This is a genomic window from Polaromonas sp. P1_F8 (assembly GCF_056405635.1).
This window is the reverse complement of record NZ_JBFUBS010000001.1, coordinates 300,230-317,625: the sequence shown is the minus strand read 5'-3', so window position 1 is coordinate 317,625 and position 17,396 is coordinate 300,230. Positions and strand designations below refer to the sequence as shown.

Here is a 17,396-nt window from a genome sequence, read left to right as displayed (position 1 = left end):
GAACTTTTGCGTTCTGTACTGAAAAGGTAGCTGGGTTGTGCGTCGTGTCTTTACAAGTCTGTTGATATTGATATTTGTGGGCGCCCTGCTGTCGTTTGGTGCGGCTTTATGGTGGCTGAACGAGCCGATTCCTCTGCGTTTGGCGCCCGGCAGCCAGGTGGTGGACCTGGAAATCGAACCCGGTACCCCTGCCAGCGGTGTGGCCGACGTCATCGTGGCCAGCGGCGCCGATGTGCCGGCGATTTTTCTGCATGCCTGGTTCCGCTTTTCCGGCCAGGCGCGCTTGATCAAGGCCGGCAGCTATGAATTGGTGCCGGGCACCAATCCGCAAAAGCTGCTCAGCATGCTGGTGCGCGGCGATCAAGCCCTGAAAAGCATCACGCTGGTGGAAGGCTGGACCTTCAACCAGGTGCGCGCAGCGCTACAAAAAGCAGAGCAGCTTGCGCCCGACACGCTTGGCCTAGCGCCCGAAGTCATCATGCAAAAGCTGGGCAGGCCGGGGGTGCACCCCGAGGGCCGTTTCTTCCCCGACACCTACACCTACGCCAAAGGCTCCAGCGACCTGGCTGTGCTCAAACGCGCAGCACGGGCCATGGACAAGCGGCTGGACGCTGCCTGGGCACTGCGAAGCCCCGACACACCGCTGAAAACCCCTGACGAAGCCCTGATCCTGGCCAGCATCGTCGAAAAGGAAACCGGCAAGCCGTCGGACCGCTCCCAGATCGGCGGCGTTTTCACCAATCGGCTGCGGCTGGGCATGCTGCTGCAGACCGACCCGACCGTAATCTATGGCATGGGTGCGCAATTTGACGGCAACCTGCGAAAACGCGACCTCCTGGCCGACACGCCCTACAACACCTACACCCGCGCCGGGTTGCCGCCCACCCCCATCGCCATGCCGGGCAAAGCTGCCCTGCTGGCCGCCGTGCAGCCGGCACCGACCAAGGCCATTTACTTTGTGGCGAAGGGCGACGGCAGCAGCCATTTCAGCAGCAGCCTGGATGAGCACAATCGTGCGGTCAATAAATACATCCGCGGTCAGTGAATATGGCCCCCACGCTTTTTACTGCGTCTGCGACTTCGTGTAATGCGCGAGGCCTTGCAGGCCGCGGCTCGCGAGACGCTTCGCCTCTGTCGCCCGTCCAAGCCTGCGCAGGCAGGCTTGGAGCCGCGGGCTCCAGCCCCTCGGGGGCCGCTGCGCCTGCGGCCCGGCAAAGCCGGTTCCGCGGCCCCTGCTGGCACCACAACTTCGGCCACGCATTCGACCGGAAGAGATCATGAGCACCAGACCTCTCAGCGGCCTCTTTATCAGCTTCGAAGGCATAGACGGTGCCGGCAAGTCCACGCATATCGCCGGGCTGGCTGAAGCCTTCAAGGCCGAGGGCAGGGCGGTGACGCTGACGCGCGAGCCGGGTGGTACGCCGCTGGCCGAAAAACTGCGCGCCATGGTCCTCAATGACGCCATGGACCCGCTGACCGAAGCCCTGCTGATTTTTGCCGCACGGCGCGACCACCTGGTGAACGTGATTGCACCGGCACTGCTGCGCGGTGACGTGGTGCTGTGCGACCGTTTCACCGACGCCACTTTTGCCTACCAGGGGGCAGGGCGCGGTTTTGACCTGAAGCTGCTCTCAACCCTGGAGCGTTGGGTGCAATCCGACGAAGGGCTGCTGGGCGACCCCGCCGGCAACTCTCCCATGAAGCCCGAGGTGGAAACCGTGATCGAGCCGCATTTGACGGTGTGGTTTGACCTGGCGCCTGAAGAAGCGGCCCGGCGACTGACGGGCGCGCGACTGCCCGACAAATTCGAGGCGCAGCCGGTGGCGTTTTTCCGCCGTGTCGCGCAAGGCTACTCGGACCGGCAGAAAAATCACCCGGAGCGTTTCGCCCGCATTGACGCATCGAAAAGCCGCGACGAAGTCTGGCAGGCCGTGCAGCAGGTGTTTATCGCCAAAGGCTGGTTGTCATGAGCGTTCTGGATACTTTGCCGGCGACAGCCGGGTCCAGCAACCCGCGCCTGGCGCCGTGGCTCCAGGCGCAACTTGAAAGCCTGCTGGCCCAGCGCGGCCATGCGTGGCTCCTGAGTGGACCTTCGGGTTTGGGGCAGTTTGAACTGGCGCTGGCACTGGTGCGGGCCTGGCTTTGCGAAGAAGCCACGCCGCAGGGGGCCTGCGGGCACTGCGGCAGTTGCCACGCGGTAGATGTGCACACGCATGCGGACCTTTGCATGCTGATGCCCGAAACCCTGTCGCTGGCGCTCGGCTGGCCGCTCGACGAAAAGACGCAAGACGACCTGGACAGCAAGAAACGCAAGCCCAGCAAGGAAATCAAGGTCGATGCGGCGCGCGAAGCCGTGTCTTTCACCCAGTTCACACGGTCACGCGGCACCACCAAGGTGGTGCTGGTGTTCCCGGCCGAGCGCATGAACAATGTCACGGCCAATACCCTGCTCAAGACCCTGGAAGAGCCTCCAGGAGCCGTCAAGTTCGTCCTGGCCACCGAGGCAGCGCACCAGTTGCTGCCCACCATCCGGAGCCGGTGCCTGGGCCACACCATGGTCTGGCCGGACTTCGACCAGGCACTGGGCTGGCTCCAGCAAGAAATCACGCTGGCAGGTGACAGCGCCGGTAGCACCAAAAAAGCCGCGGCAGCGCCAAAAGCCGCCGAATTGCAAACCTTGCTGGTGGCCGCGGGCGGGCGACCCGCCGACGCGCTGAGCTGGGCGCAGAACAACCCACCCGCGGAAGCTGCCCAACATTGGCAGGCCCTGCCCAAAGCCATGGCGCGCGGCGACGTGAGCGCGCTGTCGGACTGGGCGCCGGCGCAGGCTGTGGATGCATTGCAGAAGCTTTGCCACGATGTACTGGCTGTGCGCATGGGCGCTGCGCCCCGATTTTTTCACGCGAGCGATCTTCCGGCTGCCCTTCCCGCTGCGGCCGGCAAGACGGGTGGCGGGCTTTACGCCCTTGCAAGCTGGTCCAAAGAACTGGCGGCCATTGCGCGCACCGTGGAACATCCCTACAACCCGGGCCTGATGCTGGAGTCACTGGTAAGCCGCGCCCGGACAGCGCTGAATGCGAAATAAACCCAAACCGTTTCTTTTATGCTGCAATTGCAGACGCCGCAGCAGTCAAACCGATAAACTAGCGCCATGAGCACACCACCGCCCGCCAGTTCACCCGCAGCCGCCACCGCCCGACCCAGCGTTGTCCAGCTGGCCATCAAGGAAAAAGCAGCGCTTTACGCCGCCTACATTCCCTTGTTCACGGAAGGCGGCGTTTTCATTCCCACGGCACGCGACTACAAACTGGGCGACGACGTCTATGTCCTGCTGACGCTCCCCGAAGATACGCAGCGCTATCCGGTGGCTGGCAAAGTGGCCTGGGTCACGCCCGCAAGGGCGGCCGGCAACCGCACGCAAGGCGTCGGCGTCCGGTTTCCGTCGGACGATAAATCCCGTCTTCTGAAGATCAAGATTGAAGAAATCCTCGGCGCCCACCTGGCGTCCGACCGCCCCACACAGACCATTTAGGCCTTGCTGGCCACGGCCTGCCACACCGCAAGCGCGTGGTTGCTATGGTATTTATAGCTGCTTGCGCACGGCCAATAAGGCTTGCAGCCTGTTTTGATACCTAACCTCGTACCGCAATGTTTACTGACTCCCATTGCCATTTGAGCTTTCCGGAGCTTCAGGCCCAATTGCCGCAAATCCGCCAGGCCATGCAGGCCGCCCAGGTTGACCGGGCGCTGTGCATCTGCACCACCCTGGAAGAGTTCGAAACTGTTCATGGACTCGCCACGGCCTACGACAATTTTTGGGCAACCGTCGGCGTGCATCCTGACAACGAAGATGTCCGGGAACCCAGCCTGGACGACCTGCTGACACGTGCCAGCCTGCCCAGGGTGGTCGGCATTGGCGAGACCGGGCTCGACTATTACCGGCTGGGTGACCGGACCGTGGCGGACATGGAATGGCAGCGGGAGCGGTTTCGCGTGCACATCCGGGCGGCTCGCCAGACCGGCAAGCCCCTGGTGATTCATACCCGCAGCGCGTCCGACGACACGATTGCCTTGTTGAAGGAAGAGGGCGGTAGCGCTGGAGAAGCGGGCCGCGCCACTGGAGTTTTTCACTGCTTTACCGAAACCCAGGCGGTGGCCCGCGCCGCGCTTGACCTCGGGTTTTACATCTCTTTTTCCGGCATCCTGACCTTCAAGAACGCGGCGGATTTGCGGGAGGTGGCCCGATTTGTCCCCCTGGACCGCATGCTGATTGAGACCGACAGCCCCTACCTCGCGCCCATGCCGTACCGCGGAAAAACCAACAATCCTTCGTATGTTCCCCTGGTGGCCAAGCAGATTGCGGAACTCACCCAACAACCCATCCAGGCCATTGCAGAGGCCACAAGCCGAAACTTCGAGCAGCTTTTCAGCGGGGTTAAAGCATGAAAAACAACTTCACAAATTACTTTAAGAAAGCAGTTATTGCCGTTGTTTTTTATGGAATTTCTTTGGCAAATGCAGGGTCGTACGATGATTTTTTCATCGCCGTCAAGCGCGACGATCCCCGCACTATTCAGGCACTGCTGCAGCGGGGATTTGACCCCAACACACCTGACCCAAAAGGCGAGCGTGGGCTCTTTCTCGCGCTGAAGGAGCCATCGCTCAGAGCAGCGCAGGTACTGGTTGACTGGCCCAAGACTGACGTCAACATCCTCAACGACAAAGGGGAAAGCGCGCTCATGCTGGCTGCCCTCAAGAACCATCAGGCTCTGGCTGAGAAGCTGGTCAAACAGGGCGCCGACGTCAACAAGACCGGCTGGACGCCACTGCATTACGCCGCCAGTGGCGGTCACGTGGCCATCATCAGCCTGCTGCTGGAAAACAGCGCCTATATCGATGCCGAGTCTCCCAACGGCACCACGCCGCTGATGATGGCAGCCATGTACGGCACAACTGCCGCCGTGAAGCTTCTGCTGGAAGAAGGTGCCGACCCGCAACTCAAAAACCAGCGGGGTTTGACGGCCCTGCAGTTTGCCGAGCAAGGCAACCGGCCCGATGCCGCCGCAGCCATCACCGCAGCCATTCGCGCAAAAAGGCCTGCCGGAACCTGGTGAGTCGACATGCCTGGCACCAGATTTAAGCGGAAAGTTTGAGCCCAAAGAGACTCATTCGAGATCGATGCTCTTGAGGCCTTCAGGAACGTTCCGACGCTCTGACATGGGTAGGTTGTCGTGTGATGTGGCGGTGCCGTCCGACTTGACGCAACCCACATAAGACATATGCTTTGAGCCACGTCTCTGATCCGGAGCGTGCAGGAGAAACTCATGACTTCTTTGAAATGCGCAATGGCGCTGTCCTTAACGGCCTTGGTCGCGCCAGCCATGGCGTGCTACACCGTTTATAACCCCAGCAACCAGATCCTTTATTCCGGTGAGGCGCCGCCCATAGACATGAGCTATCAGATCCACGAAAAGCTGCCCGCCGTCTTTCCCAGTGGCCATCTGATTTTTGACACGAGCAACAATTGCCCGGCGATAGACGTACGCCGTGCCGTACCGCAACTCACTAATGTCGCGCTTGTATCGGCCGCACCCGCTCCCAGACAAGCACGTCAGATGACACGCGCCCAGCGCGAACGCGCGCTCGATTCCCAGACGAAATGAGCACGAGCAGTACGCCGCTTTAGTTTGAAGCTGGCTACGCAGCGAACTGCTGAAAAACATCACCCATTGAGGCGTGCGGTGCGCTTCACTTCACAGGCCTCATGTGATCGACGAGGCAAAGATACCTTTGCGGCACCTGCAATGTTCTACGATGTATATTATGTTAAGTAATAAATATTGGCAGTGAAGATGCCTTGTGGCCCTTTTGTGAAGCCTGCTTTTTCGGACCCCATCCTCTTCCTATTGTTCGTCCATGGCCTTCGCTTCCACTCGCGGCAGGCTCACCATAGCCAGGAGAGATTCGATGTCTGCGGGCTTCACCACATGATGGTCAAAACCCGCTTGTTGGGAGCGCAACCGGCTTTCGGCTTCGCCGTAGCCGGTCAAGGCAATCAGCAGCGTTGTTTTCGATTCCGGGCGGCTACGCAGCTGGCGGGCAACCTCAAAGCCGTCCAGGCCGGGCAAACCGATGTCGAGGATGACTACGTCCGGCACGAATTCCCGGGCGATATGGAGCGCTGACGCACCATCGTTCGCGATCCTCACATTAAAACCTTCCAGTTCCAGCAGCACTTGCAGCGTTTCTGCGGAAGCGCATAAATCGTCGACTACAAGGACTTTTCGGGGAACAGCAGGCGCCGGTTTGGCGGCCGGCGGCGCAGCCACCACAGGAAGACCGGCATCGCTGGCTGAAGTCCTCGCGGGAAAATAAAGGGATATCCGGCTTCCCATGCCTTTGCCTTCGCTATAAGCCTCTACTTTGCCGTTGTGCAACTCGACCAAATGCTTGACCAGTGTCAAACCAATACCCAGCCCCCCTTGCGCGCGGTCCAGGGCCTGGTCGCCCTGGGCAAAAAGGTCGAATACGTGCGGCAGGAAGTCGGGCTCTATGCCCTGACCGTTGTCTGACACGAACAGGGTGACGCCCTCCTCCTGCAGCGAGGCGTTCAGCTCGATCTTTCCATGCTGATCCGTGAATTTGGAGGCATTGTTCAGCAGGTTGGAAAGCACTTGAGACAAGCGCACCAAATCGCCCTGGAGCACCACGGCTTCAGCTGGAAGACGGACAGTCAATTCCTGATTCCTGGCTGCCAGCAGCGGGCTGCTGGCCTCCACTGCATGCTCGCACAATGTCGAGAGCAGGACCGGCTCCATATGAACCGTCACCTTGCCCCTGACGATCCGCGAGACGTCCAGAAGATCATCGATCATTCGTGACATGTGATCGACCTGCCGTGCAATGACATCACGCGCCCATGCAACCTTCGGGTTGACTACATGGGAACTGTGAATGATGTGCACTGCGTTCCTGATCGGTGCCAGCGGATTCCTGAGCTCGTGCGCCAGCATGGCAAGGAATTCGTTCTTGCGGCGATCCGCTTCCTGAACCAGCGTATAGAGCCTGGCGTTTTCCATGGCAATAGAGGCACGGCCCACCACCTCGCTGAGCAGGGCGGCGTCCGCCTGCGCAAAACCGCCGGCCTTGCCGAACAGGATGAGTGCGCCCAGCATCTGCTCACGCGCGACCAGCGGGCAAATCGCCATCTCCTCATGGTCTGCCGGGAGCTCCGGCCAGGCAGGCTGCGGGGCTGCCGCGGAGGCCGTCGACGCCGCGCACAACTCCGTTGAGGGCAGAAACGCTATTTTCCGCGAGAGCATGGCGCTGCGGACCGTCGCCGCCATGGGGGCGCTCAACTCGCGATGGCATTCGAGTACGACAGGGCCCGCCGAGGGGTCCGGGCCACCCGCAATTTTGAGGCAGCGGCAGTGCAGCTCGCCATGGCTGTCCAGCAGGGCGACGGCCGCCATGGCGCCCAGGTCCGGTACGGCGATATCCGCCAGCGCTTGAGCAGTGGCATCGATATTGAGGGACATGGACAGGCGTTGACTGGCATCCGACAGGAAGTCGGCACGCCGCGTGGCATCCTCGGCCGCGGTGCGTGCCGCCTCGGACCGCGCCAACGCCTCGCGCTCGACGGCCTGCTGCTGAAGCTGCCGGTTCATGCGGTGAAGGTCGACGAAAACCTTGACCTTGGAACGCAACACCCCGGGCACGACGGGCGAAGAGATGTAGTCCACCGCGCCCAGCGCGTAACCCTTGGCGGCCTGTTCCTCGTCCACATAGGCCGTGATAAAAACAATGGGCGTTTGCGCCGTCTTCTTGTACTGCCTGATCATGCTGGCGGTCTCCAGCCCATCGATGTCGGGCATGTTGACGTCCAGCAGGATGACCGCAAACTCCATCTGCAGGATGAGGCGCAGAGCCTCCCGGCCCGAGCGGGCACTGACGATGTTTTGCCCCAGTTCTTCCAGGATGCTGTTCATGACAACATGCTTTTCCGGCAGGTCGTCGACGATCAGGATGTTGACCAGATCCGGATTCAGCATGTTTGCCGGCTCCTGCGGCATGAGGACGGCGCTCACCGGGGCAACCAGGCACGCAGCACGGCCAGCAGGTTTTCCGTATTGACGGGCTTGGAGAGGTAGTCCCAGGCGCCGGCCTCTATGCATTTCTCGCGGTCCCCCTTCATGGCCTTGGCCGTGACAGCGATCATGGGCAAGGTCTTGCCGGCCGGCAGCTTGCGAATCTCCTGCATGGTGACCAGTCCGTCCATCACAGGCATCATGATGTCCATCAGTACCACGCTGAGCTGCGGATCGGAGGCGACTTTGGCGATGGCATCGTGGCCGTTGTCAGCCCAGACGATGTCCATGCCCTCCCCCTCCAGCACGGTGGCCAGAGCGAAGATATTGCGCATGTCATCGTCGACGATCAGCACCCTTTTTCCCGCGAGTGACTTGTTGGCGTCGTGGAAGTTTCTCAAGGTGCTACGCTGCCTGTCCGTCATGCGCGCCTCGCTTACATGCAGGGCATGCAGGGCCAGGTCTATCACCCGGGGGACGGACCTGGCTTCGCGGAAAAGGTAGCCGTCGTGTGACTGCCAGGAAGGCTGAAGCTGCGCATCGATCATGCCTTCACGCCAGACCACCACCTGCAGCGGCCCGAGCACCGGGGCCGCGGGCGAGGCATTTAGCAAACGGTCGAGCCCGTTCGCCAGTGATGCCTCATCGGTCACGGCGCATTCCAGGCGGGCGAAATCCTCGGGTTTGACGTCCGCCAGTGACGGCACCGCCAGGCACTGAACATGGCTGCCGCCTAGCAGGCTGGTGACCTCGGCACGCAACGCTTCGTCCTTCAACGCAACAAGCACATGCCGCACAGGGCGCGACACATAGCGGTGCAGCTGATCCAGCATTTCGTCGAGAACTTCCCTGGCCGGGATCGGTTTCTCAATGAATGCCATGGCGCCGGATCGATAGGCGCGCTCCTTGGAATCGTCGGTGGAGATCACGCAAACCGGAATGTGCCTGACGCCGAAGTCCTGCTTGATGCGCTCGAGTACGCGCCAGCCCTCCATGTCGGGAAGATGCATGTCCAGCGTGATGGCCGAAGGCTTGAATTCGGCGGCAAGCGTGAGGGCGCGGGCCCCCAGCGGCGTCACCAGGCCCTTGAACCCCTTGGCCCTTGCGGCATCGAGCAAAAAGCTGGCAAAGGCCAGGTCATTTTCCACAATCAGGAGCACAAAGTCGCCAGGCTGAATGGTGTGCCGGTCATCCGCAGCCTCATCGGCCGCTGAGTGCGTGTCCAGAGACAGCACGGAATCATCGAAGGCGACTTCCAGCTTCTCGAAACCCAGGCGGCTGATCGGCGCGGCCGGCTCGAAGCGCTGCTCGGCGCTGCTGCCCGGCTTGCGCGCTCCGCGCGTCGAAGCGTAGACCAGCGGCAGGTAGAGCACAAAGCTGCTGCCTTCGCCGGGCGCGCTGGACAGGCGTATTTCGCCGCCCAGCAGGCGCGAGAGTTCGCGACTGATGGCCAAACCCAGACCGGTACCGCCGTACTTTCGGCTGGTACTGCCGTCAGCCTGCTGGAAGGCTTCAAAGATGATCTGCTGCTTGTCGGCGGAGATACCGATACCTGTGTCAGTGACGGAAAACGCCAGCACCTGCTGCGCGCGGTTGAGTTCCTCATTGTCCGGGCTCCAGCCGGTAAAGGCTTCTTCTATCGCCAGGGCCACATGACCCTGGTGCGTAAATTTGAAGGCGTTGGACAACAGGTTTTTGAGAATCTGCTGCAGGCGCTTGACGTCGGTCACCATGGAAACCGGCAGCTGCAGCCCGGTAGTGATCAGGAAATCCACATTTTTGGCTTCGGCCACATGGCGGAAAGTGCGCTCGACATACATCTGCAGGTCGGACAGCCGCAGCTCGTTCACATCCACGACCACCGTGCCCGACTCGATCTTCGACAAGTCCAGGATGTCGTTGATCAGCATCAACAGGTCGTTGCCGGAGGAATGAATGGTCTTGGAAAACTCCACCTGCTTGTTGGTCAGGTTGCCTTCCGAGTTCTTGCACAGCTGATCGGACAGGATCAGCAGGCTGTTCAGCGGTGTGCGCAGCTCATGCGACATATTGGCCAGAAACTCCGACTTGTACTTGGACGTGAGCGAAAGCTGCTTGGCCTTTTCCTCGAGCGCCTGACGGGCCTGCTCGACCTCCTGGTTCTTTCGCTCTACCTCGTCGTTCTGCTGGACCAGCAGATGGGCTTTTTCCTGCAGTTCCTCGTTGGTCTGCTGCAGTTCTTCCTGCCGGCTTTGCAGCTCCTGCGCCAGGGACTGCGACTGGGTCAGCAAGTCCTCGGTGCGCATATTCGCTTCAATCGTGTTGATCACGATGCCGATACTCTCCGTGAGCTGGTCCAGGAAAGCCTGGTGAGTCGGGTTAAAGCGCTCGACTGAGGCGAGTTCCACCACGCCGCGAACCTGGCCTTCGAAGATGATGGGCAGCACCAGGATGTCCATAGGCGCCACTTCGGTAAGGCCGGACGATATCTTGAGGCCCTGCGGTAGCGAGGACGTCAACAGTATCTTTTGTTTGTCGAAAGCGCACTGGCCTATCAGACCCTGGCCCAGGTCGATTTCCTTTCCGTAAGCGCCCTGCCCGTCAGACGCGTAGCTGGCCATGAGGCGCAGGCGCGGCCTCTCGTGCGTGTAGCTCAGCACATAAAACTCCGCCTGCTGCGCGCCAACCACCGGTGCCAGCTCCGAGAGAATCAGATGCCCCACGGCCACCAGGTCTTTCTGGCCCTGCAGCATCCGGCTGAATTTGGCGAGATTGGTTTTGAGCCAGTCCTGCTCGGTATTGACCTGGGTCGTGTCCTTGAGGTTGCGGATCATTTCATTGATCGTGTCTTTCAGCGCCGCCACCTCACCGAGTGCCTCGACCGTGATGGACCGCGTCAAGTCACCTTGCGTCACGGCAGTGGCCACCTCGGCAATGGCGCGCACCTGGGTCGTCAGGTTGGCAGCCAGCTGGTTCACGTTCTCCGTCAGGCCTTTCCAGGTGCCGGCGGCTCCGGGAACCTTGGCCTGGCCGCCCAGCTTGCCTTCCACGCCGACCTCGCGCGCCACCGTGGTTACCTGATCGGCGAAGGTGGCCAGGGTGTCAGTCATGCCGTTGATGGTATCGGCCAGCGCGGCGATCTCGCCCTTGGCTTCCACGGTCAGCTTGCGCTCCAGGTCGCCGTTGGCCACGGCCGTCACCACGCGCGCAATGCCTCGCACCTGGCTGGTCAGATTGCCAGCCATGAAGTTCACGTTGTCCGTCAAATCTTTCCACGTGCCGGCCACGCCCTGCACGTCGGCCTGCCCGCCCAGTTTGCCCTCGGTGCCCACTTCTCGTGCCACCCGCGTCACTTCGGACGCAAACGAGCGAAGCTGATCCACCATGGTGTTGATGGTGGCCTTGAGTTCGAGGATTTCACCCTTCACGTCCACCGTGATCTTCTTGGAAAGGTCACCGGCCGCCACGGCCTTGGTCACGTCGGCGATGTTTCGCACCTGTGATGTCAGGTTACCGGCCATGAAGTTCACGTTGTCAGTCAAATCCTTCCAGGTACCGGCAACACCTTGCACATCGGCCTGCCCGCCCAGTTTGCCCTCGGTACCCACCTCGCGCGCCACCCGTGTCACTTCAGAGGCAAATGACCGCAGCTGATCCACCATGGTGTTGATGGTGTTCTTGAGCTCGAGAATCTCGCCCTTCACGTCCACCGTGATCTTCTTCGAAAGGTCACCGGCGGCCACGGCCGTCGTCACCTCGGCAATGTTGCGCACCTGCGCCGTCAGGTTGGAACCCATGGAGTTGACCGAATCGGTCAAGTCCTTCCAGGTACCGGCCACGCCCTGCACATCGGCCTGGCCGCCCAGCTTGCCTTCGGTTCCCACCTCGCGCGCCACCCGCGTCACCTCAGAAGCAAATGACCGCAGCTGATCCACCATGGTGTTGATGGTGTTCTTGAGCTCGAGGATTTCGCCCTTCACGTCCACCGTGATCTTCTTCGAAAGGTCACCGGCGGCCACGGCCGTCGTCACCTCGGCAATGTTGCGCACCTGCGCCGTCAGGTTGGAGCCCATGGAGTTGACCGAATCGGTCAAATCTTTCCACGTGCCGGCTACACCTTGCACGTCGGCTTGGCCGCCCAGTTTGCCCTCGGTACCCACTTCTCGCGCCACCCGCGTCACCTCAGAAGCAAATGACCGCAGCTGATCCACCATGGTGTTGATGGTGTTCTTGAGCTCGAGGATTTCGCCCTTCACGTCTACCGTGATCTTCTTCGAAAGGTCGCCCGCCGCCACAGCCTTGGTCACCTCGGCAATGTTGCGCACCTGGCCGGTCAGGTTGGAGCCCATGGAGTTGACCGAGTCAGTCAAGTCCTTCCAGGTGCCGGCTACACCTTGCACATCGGCCTGCCCGCCCAGCTTGCCCTCGGTGCCCACCTCGCGTGCGACTCGCGTTACTTCAGAAGCAAAAGACGAGAGCTGGTCCACCATGGTGTTGATGGTGTTCTTGAGCTCGAGGATTTCACCCTTCACGTCCACCGTGATCTTCTTGGAAAGGTCACCGGCCGCCACGGCGGTCGTCACCTCGGCGATGTTGCGCACCTGGCCGGTCAGGTTGGAGCCCATGGAGTTGACCGAATCGGTCAAATCTTTCCACGTGCCGGCTACACCTTGCACGTCGGCTTGGCCGCCCAGTTTGCCCTCGGTACCCACTTCTCGCGCCACCCGCGTCACTTCAGAAGCAAAAGACGAGAGCTGGTCCACCATGGTGTTGATGGTGTTCTTGAGCTCGAGAATCTCACCCTTCACGTCCACCGTGATCTTCTTGGAAAGGTCACCGGCGGCCACAGCTTTGGTCACGTCGGCGATGTTGCGCACCTGTGATGTCAGATTGCCGGCCATGAAGTTCACGTTGTCGGTCAGATCCTTCCAGGTACCGGCTACACCTTGCACATCGGCCTGCCCGCCCAGTTTGCCTTCGGTGCCTACTTCTCGTGCCACCCGCGTCACTTCGGACGCAAACGAGCGAAGCTGATCCACCATGGTGTTGATGGTGTTCTTGAGCTCGAGGATTTCGCCCTTCACGTCCACCGTGATCTTCTTGGACAAGTCACCGGCCGCCACGGCGGTCGTCACCTCGGCAATATTGCGCACCTGCGCCGTCAGGTTGGAACCCATGGAGTTGACCGAATCGGTCAAGTCCTTCCAGGTACCGGCCACGCCCTGCACATCGGCCTGGCCGCCCAGCTTGCCTTCGGTTCCCACCTCGCGCGCCACCCGTGTCACTTCAGCTGAGAAGGTCCCCAGCTGCTCCACCATCTTGTTGATGATCATGGCCGTACGCAGGAACTCGCCTTCCAGCGCCTTGCCTTCTGCTTCGAGGGCCATGCTCTTGGAGAGATCGCCCTGGGCGACGGCACCAATCACACGCGCCACTTCGCTGGTCGGATGAACCAGATCCGCTATCAGGGAATTAATGGATTCGGCAGAGTCGCGCCAGAAGCCGGAGGCATCGGGCACGAATGCGCGCTCTTTCAAGCGGCCTTCCTTTCCGACCACCCGGCTCAATCGCTCCAGTTCTCGCGCCATCCGGACGTTCTCGGAAACGACATCGTTAAATGCATCTGCAACCTTGCCCGGTACACCCGTCCAGTCCTGCGGCAACGACGCATGCACATCGCCCTTCTTAAGGTCGGTCAACGCTGCGAGAATAATTTTTGTCTGGTCCGCTGCCGTATCGGCGTCATCAAGCACGGTGTTAATCGCGACAGCGTTTTCCAGCCAGAAGCCGGATAGTTTTTCTTCCGGCAGACGGCGACTCACTCGCGCTGCAGAGCGGGATTTGGCAGCAAGTCCCTTGCAGCGGCTGGTGGTCGCCGCTGTCATAGCCGACAGCTGATTGAATTCAGCGGCTATTTTCCCGTACACGCCTTCCCACTCGGTCGGAAGTGTGACTGCGAGTTCGCCCCGCCGCAACGCGCTCAGGGATTTGAGAATGAACTTGAGTTCGGTGTCGCGCTCCACCACCGAAAGCTTGGCCAGTGCCTCCATATCATTCATCCTGTATTGAAGGTAACGTTTTGTAGAAACGGCTGACGAGATTACTCGCGAACATTCAGAATGACAACACAAAGCCCTCACTATTTACCGAAGGGCGCGGCAATTTGCAGCATGCCTGTCACAACCTTTCATCTGTAGGTTTTGGCTTACATACCACTCCCTTCTGACGCTGTATATTTTGAAGTTACGCCTTGAAAATATCGCAGCAAGATGTATTCAAAAAAACGGCGCGGCCCTGCAGCCAACCCTGCAGTTTTCTGGAGCATTTTCGACGGCACCATCACCATGAATGTTCAATTCCACAGCACATCAATCCAGGAAACGGCATTGGAAAGATGCGTGGCGGAGGCGGCGCAATACGCACTCCTGCGGCGACTCGCGCCCGTGATTCGTCACAATATGGCGGGTACGCTGCAGCCGATTGCCATGGTTGCGGCCATGCTGGAAAGGCGACTCCAAAAAGCAGACACAGATCCGGAAACGCTGCAGCGAAATGCACGCGACATCGTGGCGTTGTCCAAAGAGGCAGCTGCATCCTGTGTTGATTTGATGGGCTGGCTTGCCCCCCGGGAAAACAAGTCAGTCAAAGTCGGAAAAGGCATTGCGGAGTGTCTGGGCATGGTGGCAACCCAGCTCTCGTTCAAGGGCATTTCCATTGTCGACAACACCAGCCAGGTCGATGTCGAGCTCTCCCAGTCGGCGCTGCGCAATGTGTTAACAGCCGCGATCATTACCCTGACCGACACGGCCACCGGACCCAGGGCACTGCTCGTGGAAACTGAATTCACCGATGGTTTCTTTTCCGTTCAGGCTTCATTGAATGAGCCAAATGCGTCCACGCCTGCGCGGGTGCCTGAGAAGTCGTCGTATCGGCAACTTGAATGGCATGACCTGGAAGCATTGGCTCTGCGGGAAGCCGTGCGCCTGACCCGTACGGAAAATCGGATCGCACTGCTATTTGAAACATTGCCGACAGCGACGGACAGGCTGGCCGAAGCGGTGCAAGCCTGACGAAATACCTTTGGGTTCACCCCGGCCTCCCTCATTCGGCGATAGATGTAGGACGATGGAGCGTATGCCCCAATTGCCTGTTTTCCACTGGCACACTGAGGTCATGAGCAACGTTCAAACCCTTGCGGTCGCTTGTTGCCTGGCATTGGGCACATTTCTGCCGCCGGCTGCCGCGCAAGCGCAGCAAGCCCCCGCCGTTTCCGCGGAACCCCACGCCGCTGCCCTGCTCGAAAAGCATGTGGCGTTGGCAGGGCAGCTGGCGCAGAACGCCTACCATAGACCGCTTTTTCTGGAGTCTTCAGAAGGCACCAACACGGTAACTGGAAGTGCATACGCCGTACTGAATTCCCCTTTCAATACGGTTAGCGCCGCTTTCAAAAGTCCTAATCGCTGGTGCGAAATGCTGATGCTCCACATCAACACCAAATACTGCCACGCCAGCTCGGACAGCAGTCCCAGCACCCTGAAAATGAACATCGGCAAAAAAACCGCACAGCAGCTGGAGGACGCATTCGCGTTGCAATTCAACTATCGGCTGGTCGCCAGCTCTTCCGACTATCTGGGTGCCCAACTCAACGCCGATAGAGGTCCGCTGGGAACCAGCAACTACCGGATCGAATTGCAGGCGGTTCCACTGCCTGGTGGAAAAACCTTCATTCATTTGGGTTATTCCTATGGCTACGGCATCACCAGCCGCCTGGCCATGCAGGGCTACCTTGCCACCGTGGGCAGTGGAAAAGTGGGATTCACCCAAATACGGCAAGACCAGCACATGACGCATGTAGGCGGAATGCGCGGCGCGGTAGAGCGCAACACCATGCGTTACTACCTGGCGATTGAAGCCTACCTCGCCGCTGTGGACAAACCAGCCGCGCAGCAACTTGAAGCGCGCATGCTGCATTGGTTTGATGCCACGGAACAGTACGCACGGCAGCTTCATGAGGTAGACAAGAACACTTATCTCACCATGAAAAGGGCTGAGTACCAGCGGCAGCAGGCCGCCCTGTAAGCTATTGCGCTGAGTGCCCGCGCGAGCTGGAGCTGTGTTTAAACCGCCTGCGGCGGCACATTGGTCGCCGGCTCGCGGATCGGAAGCGTCGGCTCCAGCGGTGGATCATTGACCTCGGGGGGCGTGCCAGGCGCAGGAGGAATAATCACCGGTGGCACCTCGGTGGGAACATGGATGCCCGGGGTGCCGGGGCTGGGTTCCGGAACGGGAACATGAAGTCTCATTGGGTGCTCCGGGGCCAGGGAGTTATCTGATCCAGCGTGGCAGGTGCGAACCGGCGCGGCGACGCAACTGTGATCGCAGCATGATCATGGCCAAGGCTCCGGCGGCGGCGGCCATCAATGCCGAACGGCACGGGTATTCCGCGACCTGGGTTCGAAGAGAACCCATAAGAGGGGCCCGCTTGTCGCCGGCCCGGACTGCCGGCGGCCGGGTCACCTGGGCGTCGGACGAAAAACCGCCTGTTCCATGGACCTGCTCCGCCAATACTGCCTCTTCGGCGGACGGAAAAATATCTTCTGACAGCTTGCGTTGACCTGCACCGGAACGGTAAACAGGGCCCTCTGAGGACAGGCCTGTTAACACTGCGGATTCATTCATGCCGTCCTCCTTCAGGCTCGCTGGAGCGCGGATTCGTCATTCGCAACCCGGTCCAGTTTTTGGCTTTGAGTTACGCAGTAAGCAAGCAGGCAGTCAATCTCAGTCGATTTGTCAAATACCGCATCGACACCCAACTCCGCACAGCGCCTGCGCATTTCGGGTGTTGCGTAGTTACTGAACACCACTATTTTTTGAAGCGGCCTGCGGGTGCGGCAAGCCTGCAACACCCCGAGACCGCTTCCTTTCTTGAGAAAGAGGTCGACGATGGCCAGATCCCATTGGGCGTCGTTGCGCGTCAGCCACTCTGCCCCCTGCTCTTCAGTATCAGACGTGCCAACCGCTTCCACCGGAGCGAGTTCTTCCAGCGTACTGATCAGGTTTTCGCGGATGGTCGGGTTGTCCTCTACCACATAGGTTTTCATTTTTGGCAACGTCATCGGCGTATCCCCGTCTGTAACTGGGCATGGATGTCTTTCATGGTTGCAAATTTAAGCGAAGCGTCTTCCGGTTTCTGCCGGAGGGACGAGCATGCCCGTGTAGGAGAAAAGGCCAGCGCGCCGCCAAGGCGCCTGAAACTGACGTCCACATGAACACTTTACACACGCCGAAACGGTAAGCCATGTCTTACGCAAGGAGAAGAAAGGCCTTACA

At 60.2% G+C, this 17,396-nt stretch carries 14 protein-coding genes; 9 read left to right on the top strand and 5 right to left on the bottom strand.

Features of this window, described 5'->3' with window-relative positions; all coding sequences use genetic code 11:
* Positions 1 to 37: 37 nt before the first annotated feature.
* The 7 genes from mltG to AC1D1J_RS01510 all read left to right on the top strand — a co-directional run bounded on the left by mltG (position 38) and on the right by AC1D1J_RS01510 (position 5,663).
* Positions 38 to 1,045, top strand: a complete 1,008-nt coding sequence (gene mltG, locus AC1D1J_RS01540; RefSeq protein WP_477686331.1) for an endolytic transglycosylase MltG — start codon at positions 38 to 40, stop codon at positions 1,043 to 1,045.
* A gap of 232 nt (positions 1,046 to 1,277) precedes the next feature.
* On the top strand, positions 1,278 to 1,970 hold the full coding sequence (tmk, locus tag AC1D1J_RS01535) for a dTMP kinase (protein WP_477693700.1): 693 nt from the start codon (positions 1,278 to 1,280) through the stop codon (positions 1,968 to 1,970).
* Entirely contained in the window at positions 1,967 to 3,085 is a 1,119-nt protein-coding gene (locus AC1D1J_RS01530; protein WP_477693699.1) for a DNA polymerase III subunit delta', read from the top strand. Before tmk ends, AC1D1J_RS01530 begins: the two co-directional genes overlap by 4 nt.
* A gap of 66 nt (positions 3,086 to 3,151) precedes the next feature.
* Positions 3,152 to 3,532 (top strand): PilZ domain-containing protein, encoded by a 381-nt coding sequence (locus AC1D1J_RS01525; RefSeq protein ID WP_477669556.1) that lies wholly within the window; start codon positions 3,152 to 3,154, stop codon positions 3,530 to 3,532.
* 116 nt (positions 3,533 to 3,648) lie between these two features.
* Positions 3,649 to 4,446 carry a TatD family hydrolase gene (locus tag AC1D1J_RS01520; protein ID WP_477693698.1) on the top strand — a complete coding sequence of 266 codons (798 nt, stop codon included), beginning with the start codon at positions 3,649 to 3,651 and terminating at the stop codon, positions 4,444 to 4,446.
* Entirely contained in the window at positions 4,443 to 5,114 is a 672-nt protein-coding gene (locus AC1D1J_RS01515) for an ankyrin repeat domain-containing protein (protein WP_477693697.1), read from the top strand. Before AC1D1J_RS01520 ends, AC1D1J_RS01515 begins: the two co-directional genes overlap by 4 nt.
* A 210-nt stretch (positions 5,115 to 5,324) precedes the next feature.
* Positions 5,325 to 5,663, top strand: a complete 339-nt coding sequence (locus AC1D1J_RS01510) for a hypothetical protein (protein WP_477693696.1) — start codon at positions 5,325 to 5,327, stop codon at positions 5,661 to 5,663.
* 240 nt (positions 5,664 to 5,903) lie between these two features.
* Here the strand turns inward: AC1D1J_RS01510 and AC1D1J_RS01505 are convergent, their stop codons facing one another.
* The gene (locus tag AC1D1J_RS01505) at positions 5,904 to 8,051 is read right to left on the bottom strand and encodes a response regulator (protein ID WP_477693695.1); all 2,148 of its coding nucleotides are present in this window, start codon (positions 8,049 to 8,051) and stop codon (positions 5,904 to 5,906) included.
* A 32-nt stretch (positions 8,052 to 8,083) separates the two neighbouring features.
* Positions 8,084 to 14,116, bottom strand: coding sequence for a HAMP domain-containing protein (locus tag AC1D1J_RS01500; RefSeq protein WP_477694456.1), 6,033 nt, complete (start codon positions 14,114 to 14,116; stop codon positions 8,084 to 8,086).
* A gap of 219 nt (positions 14,117 to 14,335) precedes the next feature.
* Between AC1D1J_RS01500 and AC1D1J_RS01495 the strand changes: the two genes are divergently transcribed.
* The gene (locus AC1D1J_RS01495; protein WP_477693694.1) at positions 14,336 to 15,136 is read left to right on the top strand and encodes a hypothetical protein; all 801 of its coding nucleotides are present in this window, start codon (positions 14,336 to 14,338) and stop codon (positions 15,134 to 15,136) included.
* A gap of 103 nt (positions 15,137 to 15,239) precedes the next feature.
* On the top strand, positions 15,240 to 16,145 hold the full coding sequence (locus AC1D1J_RS01490) for a hypothetical protein (RefSeq protein WP_477693693.1): 906 nt from the start codon (positions 15,240 to 15,242) through the stop codon (positions 16,143 to 16,145).
* Between the two features lie 38 nt (positions 16,146 to 16,183).
* On the opposite strand, the gene AC1D1J_RS01485 is transcribed toward AC1D1J_RS01490, so the two are convergent.
* The 3 genes from AC1D1J_RS01485 to AC1D1J_RS01475 are packed head-to-tail and all read right to left on the bottom strand — an operon-like array spanning position 16,184 to position 17,182.
* Positions 16,184 to 16,369: a hypothetical protein gene (locus AC1D1J_RS01485; protein ID WP_457282791.1), complete on the bottom strand. Its 186-nt coding sequence runs from the start codon at positions 16,367 to 16,369 to the stop codon at positions 16,184 to 16,186.
* 22 nt (positions 16,370 to 16,391) lie between these two features.
* The gene (locus AC1D1J_RS01480; protein ID WP_477693692.1) at positions 16,392 to 16,745 is read right to left on the bottom strand and encodes a hypothetical protein; all 354 of its coding nucleotides are present in this window, start codon (positions 16,743 to 16,745) and stop codon (positions 16,392 to 16,394) included.
* 11 nt (positions 16,746 to 16,756) lie between these two features.
* Positions 16,757 to 17,182 carry a response regulator gene (locus AC1D1J_RS01475; RefSeq protein WP_477686357.1) on the bottom strand — a complete coding sequence of 142 codons (426 nt, stop codon included), beginning with the start codon at positions 17,180 to 17,182 and terminating at the stop codon, positions 16,757 to 16,759.
* Positions 17,183 to 17,396 lie beyond the last annotated feature (214 nt).

What these genes read in the sequence shown, in the direction of transcription:
- tmk (WP_477693700.1), top strand. Translation starts at nt 1,278, where the DNA reads ATGAGCACCAGACCTCTCAGCGGCCTCTTTATCAGCTTCGAAGGCATA.
- AC1D1J_RS01530 (WP_477693699.1), top strand. Translation starts at nt 1,967, where the DNA reads ATGAGCGTTCTGGATACTTTGCCGGCGACAGCCGGGTCCAGCAACCCG.
- AC1D1J_RS01525 (WP_477669556.1), top strand. Translation starts at nt 3,152, where the DNA reads ATGAGCACACCACCGCCCGCCAGTTCACCCGCAGCCGCCACCGCCCGA.
- AC1D1J_RS01520 (WP_477693698.1), top strand. Translation starts at nt 3,649, where the DNA reads ATGTTTACTGACTCCCATTGCCATTTGAGCTTTCCGGAGCTTCAGGCC.
- AC1D1J_RS01515 (WP_477693697.1), top strand. Translation starts at nt 4,443, where the DNA reads ATGAAAAACAACTTCACAAATTACTTTAAGAAAGCAGTTATTGCCGTT.
- AC1D1J_RS01510 (WP_477693696.1), top strand. Translation starts at nt 5,325, where the DNA reads ATGACTTCTTTGAAATGCGCAATGGCGCTGTCCTTAACGGCCTTGGTC.
- AC1D1J_RS01505 (WP_477693695.1), bottom strand. Translation starts at nt 8,051, where the DNA reads ATGCTGAATCCGGATCTGGTCAACATCCTGATCGTCGACGACCTGCCG.
- AC1D1J_RS01500 (WP_477694456.1), bottom strand. Translation starts at nt 14,116, where the DNA reads ATGGAGGCACTGGCCAAGCTTTCGGTGGTGGAGCGCGACACCGAACTC.
- AC1D1J_RS01495 (WP_477693694.1), top strand. Translation starts at nt 14,336, where the DNA reads ATGTATTCAAAAAAACGGCGCGGCCCTGCAGCCAACCCTGCAGTTTTC.
- AC1D1J_RS01490 (WP_477693693.1), top strand. Translation starts at nt 15,240, where the DNA reads ATGAGCAACGTTCAAACCCTTGCGGTCGCTTGTTGCCTGGCATTGGGC.
- AC1D1J_RS01485 (WP_457282791.1), bottom strand. Translation starts at nt 16,369, where the DNA reads ATGAGACTTCATGTTCCCGTTCCGGAACCCAGCCCCGGCACCCCGGGC.
- AC1D1J_RS01480 (WP_477693692.1), bottom strand. Translation starts at nt 16,745, where the DNA reads ATGAATGAATCCGCAGTGTTAACAGGCCTGTCCTCAGAGGGCCCTGTT.
- AC1D1J_RS01475 (WP_477686357.1), bottom strand. Translation starts at nt 17,182, where the DNA reads ATGACGTTGCCAAAAATGAAAACCTATGTGGTAGAGGACAACCCGACC.